We start from the raw sequence: 15,254 nt of genomic DNA, 5'->3' as shown, positions 1-15,254 counted from the left end.
CACCCGGAGCGTGCACGGGGAGGAGCCGAGGAGGACGGGCTCCGGGTGGCGGGACTGGGAAACGGCCCAGATGGTCGGATGTTCCCGCGCCGCGATCGATGGTCAGGACGGGCGCGGGGCGGCCGGGGGGCCGCAGGCCGAGGCGCGGCCCAAGGCCTCCAGCAGGCAGCGTTCCAGGATGGGTTTGTCGACCCGCTGCACATCGGTGAAGATGCGGTTGCGCCCGGTGAACTCGGCCGAGGCATAGGCCGAGGCCAGGATGAAGGGCACGCCGAGGGCCAGCAGGCGTTCGGCCACCGGCAGGACCAGCTTGCCGTGCAGGTTCAGGTCCAGCACCGCCAGATCGGGCCGGGCGCGGTCCAGCAGCGCCAGCGCCGCCTCGATCGACCCGGCGGGGCCCTGCACGCCATAGCCGTGATCCTCCAGCATCATCTGGATGTCCAGCGCGATCAGCGGCTCGTCCTCGACGACAAGGACAAGGCGCAGGGCGGCGTGGGGATCGTCGTCTTGCATGCGGGTCATCCCGTCTCCTTGTGCATCAGTCGCGCCGGGGAAAGACCAGCTCTGCCCGCAGCCCCTCGGGGCGAAAGTCGAACTCGGCCCGCCCGCCCAGCTCGTGCTCCATCGAGACCGTGATCAGCCGCGTGCCAAAGCCGTGGCTGTCGGGCGGCGCGGTCTTGGGGCCGCCGCTTTCGTCCCAGTGCAGGCGCACCATCGCCACCCCGTCGGGGTCCTCTTCGGGCGCCCATCCGATCCGCACCTGCCCGCCGGCCCCCGACAGCGCACCGTATTTCAGCGCATTGGTCGCCAGCTCGTGCAGCACCATCCCCAGGGACATGGCCTGCGCCGAGATCAGCGGCACCGGCGGCCCCGGGGTGACCTCGATGCGGCTGGAGCCGCCCTGATAGGGCTCGATCAGCTGGGCGGTCAGCTCGGACAGGCTGGTGGTGTCGCGATTGGCCGAGACCTGCAGCGACCGGCCCAGGGCATCCAGCCGGGCGATCAGGTCGTCGCGGTAATCCGCCGCCGAGCGGCCCTTGACCGTGGTCTGGCGGGCCAGCGCGCGGGTGACCGACATCAGGTTCTTCAGGCGGTGGTCGAACTCTCCGATCAGGATGTCCTTTTCCGCCTCCTTGCGCCGGCGCGCGGTGGCGTCGACGATCGAGACCAGCAGGATGCGGTGCTGGCGGTCGGGATGCTCGACCCGCTGCGCGGTGATCAGCATGGTCTTGCGGCCCACATGCGGGAAATCCGCCGTCACCTCGTAGTCATAGATCGACGCGCTCTTGGGCACGACCTCGCGCAGCAGCTGGTTCAGCTCGTCGATGTCCCACTGCCCGTTGCCGAGCGTGGTGAAGGACTGGCCGACGGTCTCGTCGGCGCTGGCCTCGAAGGCGCGATAGAAGGCGGGGTTCGCGCTGATCACTGTCAGGTCCGGCCCCAGCACCACGAGCGGGTCGCGCAGGGTGTCCACAATGCCCATCGCGCGCACATGCGAGCTGCGCAGCAGGCGATACAATTCATCCAGATCCAAGCAGGGCCTCCGTCGCTGATCGTCGTTGGCGGGATCATCGCATCCGGGCCCTGCCGGCAACATATGACATATGCTGGTCGCGATCCTTTGGGCAAGCGCCCTGTCCTGTCCCCAGATGGTCCCTGACGCCTCTGCACATTGCATGGGCAGAGGCGTCGGAGCACGTGCCGGATCCGATCTGAACAGTTCGATACATAATCATGTTTATCTATGAAATGGAGGCCCCCCAACCCGGTCAGGTCGAGAAGCGATAGCAGATGGTCTGCGACCAGACCGCCCCGGGATGCAGGATCATGTCGGGAAAGCCGGGGCGGTTCACGGCATCCGGCCAGAGCTGCGCCTCCAGCGCAAGGCCCGCATGGGGGCCGTAGGTCCGCCCCTCCAGTCCCGGCACGTCCTGCAGGTGCGCGCCATCGTAGAGCTGCAGCCCGCAGGCAGTGGTCGACAGGCGCAGGGTCAGGCCCTCGCGCCCGGTCAGCCGCGCGACCTCGCGCAGGGGCTGCGGGCCGTCCGACAGGCACAGGTTGTGGTCATAGGCGCCGGGCCGGATCGGGCGCGGGTCGCGGAAGTCGAAGGGCGTGCCCGCGACCGGGGCGATATGGCCGGTGGGGATCAGGTCGTCGTCCACGGGCAGGTAGCGGTCGGCATCGATCCACAGCGTCTGGCCCGCCACGCCGCCCTGCCCGTCCAGCGCGAAATAGCCGTGATGGGTCAGGTTGCAGGGCGTGGCGCGATCCGCCATGGCGGTCAGCTGAAAGCGCAGCGTGTCGTCCTGCAGCGCGATGCGGGCGGTGATGCGCATCCGTCCGGGAAAGCCCATGTGACCGTCCTCGAGGACCAGCCGCAGCGTCACCGAGGCGGGCGTCAGGTCCACGATGTTCCACAGCTGCAGATCGGTGCCCTGCGATCCGCCATGCAGGCAATGGCGGTCGCGGAAGTTCAGATCGACCTGATGTGCCTGCCCCTCCAGCCGGAAGCGGCCGCCCGCGATGCGGTTGGCGCAGCGCCCGACGATGGCGCCCAGATAGCGGCCCCGGTCGAGGTAATCGGCAAGGTCCGGGCAGCCCAGCACCAGCGGGTGATCCACGCCCGCCAGGCGCAGATCCTGCACGATGGCGCCAAGCGTTAGGATCTGGGCCTGCAGCTGCCCGTCCTGCAGGGTGATGCGCTCGACCTGCCGCCCGTCGGGCAGGATGCCGGCCGGGGCGACGCTCATGCCCCGCCCCCCGCCAGCCGGCCCCGCGACAGGCGCAGCAGCCCCTTCTGCAGCAGGATGAAGGCCAGCAGCAGCAACCCGATGACGATCTTGGTCCACCAGCTGGACAGCGACCCGTCGAAGACCAGATAGGTCTGGATCAGCCCCATCGTCATCACCCCCACCAGCGTTCCGAAGACATAGCCCGCCCCGCCGCTCAGCAGGGTGCCGCCGATGACCACGGCGGCGATGGCGGTCAGTTCGGTCCCCACCGCCGCCAGCGCATAGCCCGATCCGGTATAGACCGAGAAGACGATCCCGGACAGCCCGGCCATCAGCCCCGAGAAGGCATAGACCAGCACCGTCGTGCGCCCCTGGTTGACGCCCATCAGGCGCGCGGTCTGCTCGCCTCCGCCCAGGGCATAGACGGATGTGCCGAAGCGGGTCCGGTGGGCGAGGGCCATGCCCAGCCCGACCACCGCGACCATCAGCACCCCGATCAGCGTCAGCCGCCCCTTGCCCGGCATCAGCACATAGGCGCCCTGCAGCGTCTGGTAGAAGGGATGCGTGATCGGCACCGAGGGGATCGACAGCATATAGGCCGCGCCGCGTGCCAGGAACATGCCTGCCAGCGTAACGATGAAGGCGGGCATGGCCAGCCGGTCGATCAGGAACCCCATCCCCGCCCCGAAGGCTCCGGTCAGCAGCAGCAGCAGCGCAAAGACCGGCAGCGGGTGCAGGCCGGTGTCGCGCAGCATCACCGCGATGAACACGCCCGAAAAGGCGATGACCGCGCCCACGGACAGATCGATCCCTCCCGACAGGATGACCAGCGTCATGCCCACCGCGACGATGCCCAGATAGGCGTTGTCGGTCAGCAGGTTGCCGAAGACCCGGGTCGAGAGGATGTTGGGAAACTGCGTCCAGGCCAGCGCGCAGGCCAAAAGGAAGATCACGATGGTCGCGTAAAGCGGCAGCGCGCGGGTGTTCATGTCCGGTCCTCCGGCGCGGGTCTGGTCGGGGTGGCCTTCGCCGGGGCGGGTTTCGGCTGGACCCTGCGGCTGTCGCGCATCAGCCGCCATTCCGCCGAGATGCGGGGCGATTGCAGGATCAGGATGACCAGCACCAGCCCGGCCTTGATGACCAGATTGTATTCGGACGGAAAGCCCGCCAGCAGGATGCCGGTGGTGATCGTCTGGATGATCAGCGCCCCCAGGATCGAGGCGGCGATCGAGAACCGCCCCCCAAGCAGTGAGTTGCCTCCGATGACCACGGCCAGGATCGCGTCCAGCTCCAGCCACAGGCCTGCGTTGTTGGCATCCGCCCCGCGGATGTCGGCGGTCTCGACGATGCCCGCCAATGCGGCGCAGAGGCCGGATGCGACATAGACCGCGACCAGCAGCACCGTCGCGTTCACCCCCGCCAGGGCCGAGGCGCGGCGGTTGATCCCGACCGCCTCGATCAACAGGCCAAGCGCGGTGCGCCGCATCAGTGCCGCCACGAAAAGCCCCGCCAGCAGCCACAGCCAGACCGGCACCGGCAGGCCCAGGGCGGTGCCGGATCCCAGCCAGGAAAACCCGGGATCGGTGAAGGTCAGGATGCGCCCCTCGGTGATCAGCTGCGCCACGCCGCGTCCCATGGTCATCAGGATCAGCGTCGCCACGAAGGGCTGGATGCCGAAGCCCGCGATCAGCAGCCCGTTCCACAGCCCGGCCCCGGCCCCGGCGGCCAAGGCCAGGGCCAGCGCCGCCCCGGTGCCCCAGCCCGAAGCCAGCGCCCAGGCCGCCGCCGCGCCGCAGATGGCCATGATCGCGCCCACCGACAGATCGATGCCCCGCGTTGCGATGACCAGCGTCATGCCGATGGCCAGCAGCGCCACCGGCGCGCCGCGCTTCAGCACGTCGATGACCGGCCCGACCAGCCGCCCGTCATTCATCTGCACCGACAGGAACGCCGGATAGAAGACCGAGACCAGCGCCACCAGCGCGGCCAGGGCAATCAGCTGGGGCGCGATGCGCTGCAGGGTCCCGCTCATGCCGCCACCCCGCCCGGCAGATCCCCCTCGGCGATGGCGCGCATGATCGCGTCGCCCGAGACCTGATCGCCGGTCAGTTCCGCCACATGGGCCCGGTCGCGCAGCACGATCACGCGGTCGGCCACCGCCACCATCTCGTCGATCTCGCTGCTGATGATCAGGACCGCCATGCCTTGCCGGGTGAGTTCGGCGATCAGGCGCAGGATTTCGGCATGAGCGCCCACGTCGATGCCGCGCGTCGGCTCGTCCAGGATCAGGAAGCGCGGGTTCATCGCCAGCCAGCGGGCCAGCACGGCCTTTTGCTGGTTGCCGCCGGACAATTGCCCGATGGGCTGTTCGCGCCCCGAGGTGCGGATGTCGAGGCGCCGGATATAGTCGTCGGCCAGCCGGTTCTGCTGGGCGCGGGGCATGGGCCGCGCCCAGCCCCGCCGGGCCTGCAGGCCCAGGATGATGTTCTCGCGGATCGTCAGGTCGGCGACGATGCCGTCGGTCTTGCGATCCTCGGGGGCGAAGCCGAAGCCCGCCCGGATCGCGGCGCGCGGGCTGCGCAGGTCCAGCGGCCCCTGGGTGTCGCGGGCGCTGCCGGTCTGCAGGGGCCGCACGCCGAACAGCAGTTCCGCCGTCTCGGTCCGTCCCGATCCCAGAAGGCCCGCCAGGCCCACGACCTCGCCCGCCCCGATGGACAGATCGAAGGGCGCGATGGCCCCTGCCCGCCCGGTGCCGTCGAAATACAGCACCGGCTCGGGCGCCGATGCGGCAGCGCCCGCGGGGGCGTGGGTCGCCTCGTCCAGCGCCCGGCCCAGCATGTGTTCGACCAGCGTCATCCGGGACAGGCCCTTGGTGGGGGTGGTGACGATCTTGCGGCCGTTCCTCAGGATCGTGACCCGGTCTGTCAGATCGAAGACCTGATCGAGGAAATGCGACACGAAGACGATGCCCATGCCCCGGTCGCGCAGGGACCGCACCACGTCGAAGACCATCGCCACCTCGGCGGCGTCCAGGCTGGCGGTCGGCTCGTCCAGGATCAGCACCTTGCCCGAGATCTCGACCGCCCGCGCGATGGCGACGATCTGCTGGATGGCCACGGAAAAGCTGCCCAGATCGCGGTCCACGTCGATCGTCAGCCCATAGCGGGCCAGCGTCTCGCGCGCCTGCACCCGGGTCGCACGCGGGTCGATCATGCCGAAGCGCCGGGGCTCGCGCCCGAACATCAGGTTCTGCGCGACGGTCAGGTTGGGCAGCAGGTTCACCTCCTGATAGACGGTGCCGATGCCCAGCTCCTGCGCCTCGCGGGTGGACCTCGGGTCGATGGCCGCGCCCTCCAGCGTGATGGTGCCCGCATCGCGGCGATAGGCGCCGGTCAGGCATTTGATCAATGTGGACTTGCCCGCGCCGTTCTCGCCCAGAAGGGCGTGGACCTCGCCCGCCGCGATGTCCAGATCGACATCGTCCAGCGCCCGCGTGCCGGGAAAGACCTTGGTCAGGGACCGGATCGAAAGCAGCATCGTCGTGAGTCCTTTCCAAGGGTCGGGCGGGCCACGGCTGCGGCCCGCCCGCGAGGGATCAGTAGCCCAGATCCTTGCGGCGGTCGTATTCGCCCTGCGGATCGTCGGCCTGCGTATAGAGCCGCGATTCCGTCTGGATGAACTTCTCGGGCTCGGTGCCGTCGGCCCAATAGGCCTCCAGCGCGTCGAAGGCGGGACCGGCCATGTCGGGGGTCAGTTCCACCGTGGCATTGGCCTCGCCTGCGGCCATCGCCTGGAAGATGTCGGGCACCGCGTCGATGGACACCACCAGGATGTCCTCGCCCGGGGCCAGACCGGCCTCCTTGATGGCCTGGATCGCGCCCACCGCCATGTCGTCGTTATGGGCATAGAGCGCGCAGATGTCGGCGCCGCCATTCTCGGCCTGCAGGAAGCTCTCCATCACCTCCTTGCCCTGCGCGCGGGTGAAATCGCCCGTCTGGCTGCGCACGATCTCCAGGTTCTCGTGATCCGCGATGGCGGCCTCGAAGCCCGCCTTGCGGTCGATGGCCGGGCTGGAGCCGGTGGTGCCCTGCAGTTCGACGATGCGGCAGTCCTCGCCCGCCACCTGATCGACCAGCCACTGGCCCGCGACCTCGCCCTCATGGACCAGATCCGAGCCCACGGCGGTCAGGTACAGATCCTCGGCGCTGTCGACGCGGCGGTCCAGCAGCACCACCGGGATCTCGGCCTCCTGCGCCTCCTGCAGGACCGAATCCCAGCCCGTGGCCACGACGGGGGCCAGCAGGATCGCATCGACCCCCTGCGCCACGAAGGACCGGATCGCGGCGATCTGGTTTTCCTGGCGCTGCTGGGCATCCGAGAATTGCAGCTGATAGCCGCGCTCCTCGGCCTGCTGACGGGTCAGCGTGGTTTCCGCCGCCCGCCAGCCCGATTCAGAGCCGATCTGCGAAAAGCCGACGGTCTGGGCCGAGGCTGCGGTGCCGCACAGCGCAAGCGCCGCGACGGTCGTCATCAAGGTTCTGGTCATGGGGTCCTCCCTGGACGTCTGACATGGAACGCGACCTTTGGGGTCAGTCGCGCAGATCCTCCGGCAGCAGGGCGCCGGGGATGTTCTGGAACGAGACCGGGCGCAGGAAGCGCCGGATTGCCATCGTCCCCACGCTGGTCGCGCCGAAATTGGTCGAGGCCGGATAGGGCCCGCCATGCACCATCGCATCGGCGACCTCGACCCCGGTGGGCCAGCCATTGGCCAGGATCCGGCCCGCCTTGCGTTCCAGCACCGGCATCAGCCGGGTGGCCAGCGCGGTGTCGCCCTCGTCCATCTGCAGGGTGATGGTCAGCTGCCCCTCCAGCGCGCGGGCCAGATCCAGCATCTGATCGTCGCTGTCGGTGGCGACGATCAGGCCGGCGGGGCCGAAGATCTCTTCGCCAAGCGTGTGGTCGGCCATGAACTGTGCGGCGGTGGTGCGGAAGACCGCGGGCCGGGCCTGGCGCCCGCTGTTGTCGCCGATGGCCACCGGCGTCGCGCCGTCGCCCAAGCGGGCCACGTCAGAGCGATAGGCCTCGGCGATGCCGTCGGCCAGCATGACCTGCGCGGGCGCCTCGGCCAAGGCCGCCGTGGTGGCGGTGGCGAAGGCGTCGGCATGGGCGGCAGGCAGGATCACCAGACCGGGATTGGTGCAGAACTGCCCCGCCCCCATGGTCAGGCTGCCCGCCCAGCCCTTGGCGATGGCCTCGGCCCGGGCGGCCAGCGCCTCGGGCAGAAGGAAGCAGGGGTTGATGCTGCCCAGCTCGCCATAGAAGGGGATCGGCTCGGGGCGGGCGGCGCAGAGATCATAGAGCGCACGGCCCCCGCGCAGGGACCCGGTGAAGCCCACCGCCTTGATCAGCGGGTGGGTGACCAGCGCCTGGCCCACCTCGTGCGTGTCGCCATGGATGAAGCTGAAGACGCCCGCCGGCATTCCGGTCTGGCGGATCGCGGCGTCGACGGCCTCGGCCACGATCTGGCCGGTGCCGGGATGGGCGGGGTGGCCCTTGACCACGACCGGGCAGCCCGCCGCCAGCGCCGAGGCCGTGTCGCCCCCCGCCGTCGAGAAGGCCAGCGGAAAGTTGGAGGCGCCGAAGACCGCGACCGGGCCGATGGGCCGTTGGATCATCCGCAGGTCGGGGCGCGGCAGGGGTGCGCGGTCGGGCAGCGCCGCGTCATGGCGGCGGTCCAGATAATCCCCCGCCCGGATGTGGTCGGCGAACAGGCGCAGCTGGCCGGTGGTGCGGCCCCGCTCGCCCTGCAGGCGCGCCTCGGGCAGACCTGTTTCCTGCGTGCCGATGGCGGTGATGGCGTCGGCCCGCGCCTCGATCTGGTCCGCGATGGCCTCCAGAAAGGCCGCGCGGTCGCTGCGGGTGGTGGCGGCATAGGCCGCGAAGGCGCCTTCGGCGGCGAGGCAGGCGCGGTCGACCAGCGCGGCGGTTCCCGAGGCATAGTCGCGTCCCTCGCCCGTCGCGGGCGCGGATCGGAACACGCCCTCGCCGTCCAGCCAGTCGCCCGCGATCAGATGCTTGCCATGGGTGTCTTGGGTCATGTCTTGTCCTTCAGAAGTCGAAGGGGTCAACGGTCGTCCGCTGCCCCAAGGTGAATGCGTCGGCGACCAGCACCATCGGTGCCAGGTCCAGATCCGACGCGCCGTCGCGCACCAGCCCGGCCATGCGGGCGTAAAGCGCAGGGTATTCCCCCATGATGCTATCCTGCCCTTCCACGCGGGTGCCGTCGACCTCCAGCAGGTTGCCGCCCATGCGCAGGGCCAGATGGCCCGCATCGGTCTGCAGCTCGATGTCCCAGGTCTGCGGACCCTCCTGCCGGAAGTCGAGATCGGCGGTGATGTCCTGCGACAGGTTCAGGCGCGCCGCGATGGGGGCCTGTCGGTTGGCGGGCACGTCCAGATCGGCCGCCGTCAGATGCACGGGGGCGGGCAGGATCTCGGTCAGGATCGACAGGGCGTTGATGCCGGGATCGAAGACCCCCATGCCGCCCGCCGCCAGGATCCAGTCCTGCCCCGGATGCCATTTGCGGATGTCCTCGCGCCAGATGATCCGGCCCTCATGGATGATCTTGTCGGCCAGCCAGGCCTTGGCGGCGGCGACTGCGTGCGCCATGCGGCTGTGCCAGCTGGCAAAGATCGTCACCCCCTGCGCCCGGGCCAGATCGGCCAGCACATGCACCTCGGACAGGGTCGCGCCGGGGGGCTTTTCCAGCATCAGATGCCGCCCCGCGCGCAACACCTGCACGGCGGCCTCGAAGCGGGGCACGGGGGGCAGGCACAGGCTGACGGTGCCGATATCGGGATGCGCCTTCAGCATCGCGTCGATGTCGGTGAAGGCGTCCACCCCGGGCACGGTGCCGCTGCGCGACACGGTGGCGGCCAGATCCCAATCGGGGCTCTCCGCCAGCGCGGGCACGTGCTGGTCCAGCGCGATCTTGCCGATGCCGACCAGGGCAATCTTCATCAGTGGCTGTCCTTTCCGACCGCATTGCCCCGGCAACCGACCAGAAAGTCCATGTCCGCGCCGGTATCGGCGCCCATCACATGGGCCTGGTGGAGGAAGGCATAGCCGCTGGTCGGCTGGTCGGGCAGCGGCTGCCATGCGGCCAGCCGGGCCATCAGCTCGGCCTCGGGAATGTCCAGATGCAGGCGGCGGTTCGGCACGTCCATCTCGATCATGTCGCCGTCGCGCACGACGGCCAAGGGACCGCCTGCCGCCGCCTCGGGCGAGGTGTGCAGCACGACCGTGCCATAGGCCGTCCCCGACATGCGCGCGTCCGAGATGCGCACCATGTCGGTGATGCCCCGCCGCAGCACCTTGGGCGGCAGGCCCATGTTGCCGACCTCGGCCATGCCGGGATAGCCCTTGGGGCCGCAGTTCTTCAGGACCATCACGCAGGTCTCGTCGATGTCCAGCGCCTCGTCGTTGATCTTGGCCTTGTAGTCGTCGATATCCTCGAAGACGACCGCACGGCCGCGATGGACCAGCAGATGCGGGCTGGCGGCCGAGGGTTTCAGCACCGCGCCCCGGGGCGCCAGATTGCCCTTGAGGACCGCGATGCCGCCCTGCGGGGTCAGGGGATTCTTGACGGGCCGGATCACGTCCTCGTTCCAGTTCACCACGTCGCGGACCTCGTCCCAGATGGTCTGGCCGCTGACGGTCAGCGCATCCCGGTGCAGCTGCCCCGCCTCGGCCAGCCGCTTGATGACCACGGGCAGGCCGCCGGCATAGAAGAACTCCTCCATCAGATAGGCCCCCGAGGGCATCAGGTTCACGATGGTCGCCACGTCGCGCCCGCAGCGGTCCCAATCCTCCAGCGTCACGTCGACGCCCACGCGCCCGGCCATGGCCAGCAGATGCACGACCGCATTCGTTGATCCGCCGATGGCGCCGTTGACGCGGATCGCATTCTCGAAGGCCTCGCGGGTCATGATGTCCGAGGGCTTCAGGTCGTCCTTGACCATCTGCACGATGCGCCGCCCCGACATCTGCGCCATGACACGGCGGCGACTGTCCACCGCCGGGATCGCGGCATTGCCCGACAGCGCCATGCCAAGCGCCTCGGCCATCGAGGCCATGGTGGAGGCCGTGCCCATCGTGTTGCAGGTCCCCGAGGATCGCGACATCGAGGCCTCGGCTTCCAGGAAATCGTCCTGGCTCATCGCGCCGGCCTTCACCGCCTCGCTGAACCGCCACAGATGCGTGCCCGAGCCCACCCGCTCGCCCCGAAAATGGCCGTTCAGCATCGGCCCGCCGGTGACCACGATCGAGGGGATGTCGCAGGATGCCGCCGCCATGATCAGGCTGGGCGTGGTCTTGTCGCAGCCGACCAGCAGCACGGCGCCATCCATCGGCTGGCCGCGAATGGTTTCCTCGATGGCCAGTGCCGCCAGGTTGCGGAACATCATGGCCGAGGGGCGGAAGGTATTCTCGGAGGCCGAAAAGACCGGAACCTCGACCGGAAAGCCCCCTGCCTCCCACACGCCCGCCTTCACCTTTTCGGCCAGCTCGCGCAGATGGCCGTTGCAGGGCGTCAGGTCGGACCAGGTGTTCAGGATGCCGATGATCGGACGCCCGTCGAACAGGTCGTGCGGATAGCCCTGATTCTTCATCCAGCCGCGGTGATAGATGACGTCGCGGGACGTGCCGCCATACCATTCCTGAGAGCGCAGGCGGCGGGGCCAGGGGGCGGGGGTGAATGTCATGACCGGGACCTTCAGAGGGCGGCGACGGCGACCAAGGCCGCCGCGTCGTCGGATTGCGTCAGGGGATTGCCAAGCGGCAGGCCGAAATCGGGGCAGTCGATCTGGAAGACATCGCCCGTTTGCGCGCGGATGCCATCGGCGAAGGACAGCGTGGCGGTGCCGAAGAAATGCACATGCACGTCGCCGGGCTGGCGGAAGATGTCGTACTTGAAATGGTGATGTTCCAGATTGGCCAGGCTGTGGGACATGTTCGCCTCGCCCGACAGGAAGGGCTTTTCCCAGATCACCGCGCCGTCGCGGATCACCCGGCTGGTGCCCTCGACATGGGCGGGCAGGTCGCCCACGCGCAGCTCGGGGCCGAAGCTGGCGGGGCGCAGCTTGGAATGGGCCAGCCACAGATAGTTGCCGCGCTCGGTCACGTGGTCGGAGAACTCGTTGGCCAGCGCGAAGCCCACCCGCAGCGGCGTGCCGTCCGGGGCGATGACGTAGAGGCCAGCGACCTCGGGCTCCTCTCCGGCATCCATCGCGAAGCCGGGCGAGGTCAGGGCGGCACCGGGCGCCACCGCCGCATGGCCGTTGCCCTTGTAGAACCATTCGGGCTGCGCGCCCACCGCGCCGGTGGCGGGCTTGCCGCCCTCGACCCCCATGCGGAACATCTTCATGCTGTCGGTCATGCTCTGCGGATCGGGGTTCTTGTGCATCGCGTCGCGGGTGGCGGCGGATCCCAGATGGGTCAGCCCGGTGCCGGTCAGGTGCAGATGCGCCGGGTCGTCGTGATCAAGCGGGACCAGCACCCGCCCCTCGGCCAGCGCGGCGTCCAGATCGACGGCCTCGCCGGTGCCGCGCGCGGCGACCTCGGTCGCCAGATCATGGCCCGCGGCCCATGCAGCCAAGGCCAGCTCTCGGGTCGAACTCGTGCCTTGGACCAGATGGGCGCCGGTGTCGCGGCGGAGGGCGACGGCGCGGGTGCCGTCGGTCAGGGTCAGTTGGGACAGCCACATGAAATCAGGCCTCTCGGTTCTTGTTGTAGACGTCGAAGAAGACGGCGGCCAGCAGCACCATCCCCTTGATGACCTGTTGGTAATCGATGCCGATCCCCATGATCGACATGCCGTTGTTCATCACGCCCATGATGAAGGCGCCGGTGACCGCCCCCACGATCCGCCCCACGCCGCCCGACATGGACGCGCCCCCGATGAAGACGGCGGCGATCACGTCCAGCTCGACCGCGAAGCCCGCGCGGGGGGTGGCGGTGTTCAGCCGCGCGGCGAAGATCAGCCCGGCCAGCGCGGCCAGAAGGCCCATGTTCACGAAGGTCAGGAAGGTCAGCCGTTCCGTGCGGATGCCCGACAGTTTCGCGGCCTTGGCATTGCCGCCCACCGCATAGATGCGCCGCCCGATGGTCGTGCGCTCGGTCAGGAAGACATAGATGACGGTCAGCACCACCATCGACAGCAGCACGTTGGGCAGGCCCCGGAACCAGGCCAGCTTCCAGGTGACGAACAGGATCGCCGCGGCCACGATGCCGGTGCGGATCAGGAACAGCGCGAAGGGCTCGTCGTCGATGCCATAGCGCGCGCTGCGGGCCCGGCTGTGCAGCCCGGTCCACAGGATCAGCGCCACGGCCAGCACGCCCGAGGCCAAGGCCAGCCCGTTCGGACGCCCGATGCCCATCAGGTCGGGGATGAAGCCCGTCGACAGCAGCTGGAAGTTCGCCGGGAAGGGCCCGACCGACTGGCCCGCCAGCAGCCACAGCGACAGGCCGCGAAAGATCAGCATCCCCGCCAGCGTGACGATGAAGGACGGGATCTTCCAATAGGCCACGAAATAGCCCTGCACCGCCCCGATCGCCATGCCCGCGACCAGGCAGATGGCACCCGCCAGCCAGACCGGCATCCCCCAGGTCACGATCATCACCGCCGCCAGCGCCCCGATGAAACCCATGACGGACCCCACGGACAGATCGATATGCCCCGCCACGATCACCAAGAGCATGCCAAGTGCCATGATGATGATGTAGCTGTTCTGCAGGAACAGGTTGGTGATGTTCACGGGGCGCAGCAGCACGCCGCCGGTCACGATCTGGAAGAAGGCCATGATCGCGATCAGCGCGAAGAGCAGCCCGTATTCGCGCAGATGCCGCGCAAGATAGTCGCCGATGCCGGTGCCCGGCGCGCGTTCAGCCTGTTCCACGGCCCGTCCCTTTCCTTAATCCCTGACGATCAGCGACATGATCGCTTCCTGGCTGGCCTCGGCCGCCGTCAATTCGCCGACGAAGCGGCCCTCGTTCATCACGTAGATCCGGTCGCACATGCCCAGCAGCTCGGGCATCTCGGACGAGATCATGACGACCGCCTTGCCCTGGGCGCTCAGGTCGTTGATGATGCTATAGATCTCGTATTTCGCGCCCACGTCGATGCCGCGCGTGGGCTCGTCCAGGATCAGCACCTCGGGGTCGGTGAACAGCCACTTGGACAGCACGACCTTCTGCTGGTTGCCGCCCGACAGGTTCACGACCTTCTGGAAGACCGACGGCGTGCGGATGCGCATGGCGCGGCGGTATCCCTCGGCCACCTCGGTCTCGCGCCCCTCGTCGACGATCCCGCGCGTGGCGACCTTGTCCAGGTTGGCCAGCACGGTGTTGCGGCGGATCGTCTCGTCCAGGATCAGGCCCAAGGTCTTGCGGTCCTCGGTGACATAGGCCAGCCCGGCGGCGATCGCGCGGTCCACGGTGGACACATCGACCACCTGCCCGTGCATCCGGGCCACGCCCGAGATGTTGCGGCCATAGCTCTTGCCGAAGACGCTCATCGCCAGTTCGGTCCGCCCCGAGCCCATCAGCCCGGCGATGCCCACCACCTCGCCGGCGCGGACGGTCATCGACAGGTCGCGGATCATCTGGCGGTCGCGGCTGTCGCGGTGCCAGACGTTCCAGTTCTGCAGTTCGAAGACCACCTCGCCCGCCCGCCGCTCGCGGTCGGGATAGCGATGCGCCATGTCGCGGCCCACCATGTCGCGCACGATGCGGTCCTCGGTCAGATCGCCCGCCCGCGCGTCGATGGTGCTGATGGCTGCGCCGTCGCGGATCACCGTGACGCTGTCGGCCACGCGGCGCACCTCGTTCAGCTTGTGGCTGATGATGATGCTGGTCACGCCCTGCGCCTTCAGCTCCAGCAGCAGGTCCAGCAGCGCCTGGCTATCGCCTTCGGACAGGGCGGCGGTGGGTTCGTCCAGGATCAGCAGGCGCACGTTCTTGGACAGGGCCTTGGCGATCTCGACCAGCTGCTGCTGGCCCACGCCCAGGGATTCCACGCGGGTGCCGGGCGTCTGGCGCAGGCCGACCTTGGCCAGCAGAGCCTCGGTCTGGCGGAAGGTCTCGGGCCAGTCGATGACGCCGCGGCTGGCGCGCTCGTTGCCCAGGAAGATGTTCTCGGCGATAGTCAGCAAGGGCACCAGCGCCAGTTCCTGATGGATGATGATGATGCCCCGATCCTCGCTGTCGCGGATGGTGCGGAAGGCGGCAGGCTGGCCGTCATAGACGATCTCGCCCTCATAGCTGCCGGTCGGATAGACCCCGGACAGGACCTTCATCAGCGTCGACTTGCCGGCGCCGTTCTCGCCGCAGATGGCATGGATCTCGCCCTCGGCCACGGACAGGCTGACATCGTCCAGAGCCTTCACGCCCGGAAAGCTTTTGCTGATGCGGCGCATTTCAAGCAGCGCGGTCATGGCCCATCCCCCCTTGGCGGCGCCGCCCCGC

Annotated in this window: 13 protein-coding genes; all 13 read right to left on the bottom strand. The window is 68.9% G+C overall.

Annotation, left to right across the window (positions count from 1 at the left end):
* Positions 1-102 precede the first annotated feature (102 nt).
* Complete coding sequence (locus FA743_RS15420) at positions 103-522, bottom strand: response regulator (protein WP_136886991.1); 420 nt, start codon at positions 520-522, stop codon at positions 103-105.
* Positions 523-538: 16 nt separating this feature from the next.
* Positions 539-1,534: a PAS domain-containing sensor histidine kinase gene (locus FA743_RS15415; protein WP_136886990.1), complete on the bottom strand. Its 996-nt coding sequence runs from the start codon at positions 1,532-1,534 to the stop codon at positions 539-541.
* A gap of 235 nt (positions 1,535-1,769) precedes the next feature.
* A complete protein-coding gene (locus FA743_RS15410) occupies positions 1,770-2,750 on the bottom strand; it encodes an aldose epimerase family protein (protein ID WP_136886989.1) in 981 nt (326 codons plus the stop codon).
* Positions 2,747-3,721 (bottom strand): galactofuranose ABC transporter, permease protein YjfF, encoded by a 975-nt coding sequence (gene yjfF / locus FA743_RS15405; protein ID WP_136886988.1) that lies wholly within the window; start codon positions 3,719-3,721, stop codon positions 2,747-2,749. Before yjfF ends, FA743_RS15410 begins: the two co-directional genes overlap by 4 nt.
* Positions 3,718-4,764, bottom strand: coding sequence for an ABC transporter permease (locus tag FA743_RS15400; RefSeq protein WP_136886987.1), 1,047 nt, complete (start codon positions 4,762-4,764; stop codon positions 3,718-3,720). The genes yjfF and FA743_RS15400 overlap by 4 nt, the downstream gene beginning before the upstream one ends.
* Positions 4,761-6,269 carry a sugar ABC transporter ATP-binding protein gene (locus FA743_RS15395; RefSeq protein ID WP_136886986.1) on the bottom strand — a complete coding sequence of 503 codons (1,509 nt, stop codon included), beginning with the start codon at positions 6,267-6,269 and terminating at the stop codon, positions 4,761-4,763. Before FA743_RS15395 ends, FA743_RS15400 begins: the two co-directional genes overlap by 4 nt.
* Positions 6,270-6,327: 58 nt before the next feature.
* A complete protein-coding gene (gene ytfQ, locus FA743_RS15390; protein WP_136886985.1) occupies positions 6,328-7,278 on the bottom strand; it encodes a galactofuranose ABC transporter, galactofuranose-binding protein YtfQ in 951 nt (316 codons plus the stop codon).
* Between the two features lie 43 nt (positions 7,279-7,321).
* Entirely contained in the window at positions 7,322-8,830 is a 1,509-nt protein-coding gene (locus FA743_RS15385) for an aldehyde dehydrogenase (NADP(+)) (RefSeq protein ID WP_136886984.1), read from the bottom strand.
* A 10-nt stretch (positions 8,831-8,840) separates the two neighbouring features.
* Positions 8,841-9,752 carry a Gfo/Idh/MocA family protein gene (locus tag FA743_RS15380; RefSeq protein ID WP_136886983.1) on the bottom strand — a complete coding sequence of 304 codons (912 nt, stop codon included), beginning with the start codon at positions 9,750-9,752 and terminating at the stop codon, positions 8,841-8,843.
* Positions 9,752-11,494, bottom strand: coding sequence for an L-arabinonate dehydratase (gene araD, locus FA743_RS15375; protein ID WP_136886982.1), 1,743 nt, complete (start codon positions 11,492-11,494; stop codon positions 9,752-9,754). Before araD ends, FA743_RS15380 begins: the two co-directional genes overlap by 1 nt.
* Positions 11,495-11,505: 11 nt before the next feature.
* Entirely contained in the window at positions 11,506-12,495 is a 990-nt protein-coding gene (araD1, locus tag FA743_RS15370) for an AraD1 family protein (RefSeq protein WP_136886981.1), read from the bottom strand.
* 4 nt (positions 12,496-12,499) lie between these two features.
* Positions 12,500-13,687: a multiple monosaccharide ABC transporter permease gene (gene mmsB, locus FA743_RS15365; RefSeq protein WP_246054986.1), complete on the bottom strand. Its 1,188-nt coding sequence runs from the start codon at positions 13,685-13,687 to the stop codon at positions 12,500-12,502.
* A 15-nt stretch (positions 13,688-13,702) separates the two neighbouring features.
* Positions 13,703-15,223 carry a multiple monosaccharide ABC transporter ATP-binding protein gene (mmsA, locus tag FA743_RS15360; protein WP_136886980.1) on the bottom strand — a complete coding sequence of 507 codons (1,521 nt, stop codon included), beginning with the start codon at positions 15,221-15,223 and terminating at the stop codon, positions 13,703-13,705.
* Positions 15,224-15,254 lie beyond the last annotated feature (31 nt).

Source organism: Paracoccus gahaiensis, assembly GCF_005048225.1.
In the GTDB taxonomy this organism is placed as follows: domain Bacteria; phylum Pseudomonadota; class Alphaproteobacteria; order Rhodobacterales; family Rhodobacteraceae; genus Paracoccus; species Paracoccus gahaiensis.
This window is presented reverse-complemented; position numbering and strand designations above follow the sequence as displayed.

Bases quoted from the DNA above. Each gene is read 5' to 3' on its own strand.
- FA743_RS15395 (WP_136886986.1), bottom strand. From the start codon at position 6,269: ATGCTGCTTTCGATCCGGTCCCTGACCAAGGTCTTTCCCGGCACGCGG.
- FA743_RS15420 (WP_136886991.1), bottom strand. From the start codon at position 522: ATGACCCGCATGCAAGACGACGATCCCCACGCCGCCCTGCGCCTTGTC.
- FA743_RS15385 (WP_136886984.1), bottom strand. From the start codon at position 8,830: ATGACCCAAGACACCCATGGCAAGCATCTGATCGCGGGCGACTGGCTG.
- yjfF (WP_136886988.1), bottom strand. From the start codon at position 3,721: ATGAACACCCGCGCGCTGCCGCTTTACGCGACCATCGTGATCTTCCTT.
- FA743_RS15410 (WP_136886989.1), bottom strand. From the start codon at position 2,750: ATGAGCGTCGCCCCGGCCGGCATCCTGCCCGACGGGCGGCAGGTCGAG.
- FA743_RS15380 (WP_136886983.1), bottom strand. From the start codon at position 9,752: ATGAAGATTGCCCTGGTCGGCATCGGCAAGATCGCGCTGGACCAGCAC.
- araD1 (WP_136886981.1), bottom strand. From the start codon at position 12,495: ATGTGGCTGTCCCAACTGACCCTGACCGACGGCACCCGCGCCGTCGCC.
- mmsA (WP_136886980.1), bottom strand. From the start codon at position 15,223: ATGACCGCGCTGCTTGAAATGCGCCGCATCAGCAAAAGCTTTCCGGGC.
- FA743_RS15400 (WP_136886987.1), bottom strand. From the start codon at position 4,764: ATGAGCGGGACCCTGCAGCGCATCGCGCCCCAGCTGATTGCCCTGGCC.
- araD (WP_136886982.1), bottom strand. From the start codon at position 11,494: ATGACATTCACCCCCGCCCCCTGGCCCCGCCGCCTGCGCTCTCAGGAA.
- ytfQ (WP_136886985.1), bottom strand. From the start codon at position 7,278: ATGACCAGAACCTTGATGACGACCGTCGCGGCGCTTGCGCTGTGCGGC.